This window comes from Vibrio sp. 1288 (assembly GCF_033344475.1).
The window spans coordinates 1-844 of record NZ_JAWPOX010000300.1 but is presented as its reverse complement, the minus strand read 5'-3'; the positions used below and the strand labels follow the sequence as shown (position 1 = coordinate 844).

Below are 844 nucleotides of genomic sequence, written 5' to 3'. Positions count from 1 at the left end.
TTGGCACTAGGCTTCCTATGCATGGTTGGTGCAGTAATGGAACAAGGTGGTGATACCAACGTGAAAACATCCATGCTATGGCTAGTTGGCGCGTTCTTCTTCCATACTTTGGGTGAACTGTGTCTATCCCCTATTGGTCTGTCTCTTGTAACCAAACTGGCTCCGCTACGTCTTGCATCGTTGATGATGGGTGCATGGTTTGGTTGTAACGCTATTGCGAACTATGTCGCTGGTTACGTGGGTTCTCATGTGGGTGAACTTGGTGCAATGGCTATCTTTAGTGGCATCGCAGTAACTGCATTGATCAGTGGTGTGATTCTAATGTTATTCTCGAACACGCTTGTTCGTTGGATGCACGGTGCAGAAAACACTCACAGCACTGCAGAACAAATTGAAGAGCAACAAACACAAGTTGCTTAACATGGTTTCAAGTTACTAAAAAGGGTCGCAATCGCGACCCTTTTTAGTATTCATTCGGTGCAGAATACCAAAGCTCTACAGCTTGCTGCGTACTAGTTGTGCCATCATATCGATATGCATGTCATCGTCGTTAAGGCATGGAATATAGTGGAACTGCTCACCACCCGCTTCCATAAAGATCTCTTTGTTCTCTCCAGCTATTTCTTCCAACGTTTCTAAACAATCAGATGAAAATGCAGGAGTCATGATATCAATTTTCTTCACGCCTTTACTGGTGATGGTTTCCAATGTTTTATCAGTGTAAGGCTGTAGCCACTCTTCTCGGCCAAAACGAGACTGATAAGCCATACCAATCTGATCCGATGATAAACCAAGCGCCTCACCAAGCAAGCGAGTGGTCGCTTCACAATGCTGAGGATAAATG

At 44.8% G+C, this 844-nt stretch carries 1 protein-coding gene and 1 pseudogene; one reads left to right on the top strand and one right to left on the bottom strand.

Going from position 1 to position 844, the window contains the following annotated elements; translation table 11 throughout:
• Nucleotides 1–420 (top strand): annotated as a pseudogene (locus R8O11_RS26375) (dipeptide/tripeptide permease); the annotation flags it as partial.
• Between the two features lie 75 nt (nucleotides 421–495).
• Here the strand turns inward: R8O11_RS26375 and hemH are convergent.
• On the bottom strand, nucleotides 496–844 hold a 349-nt coding region (hemH, locus tag R8O11_RS26370; RefSeq protein ID WP_318194763.1), incomplete at its 5' end, for a ferrochelatase.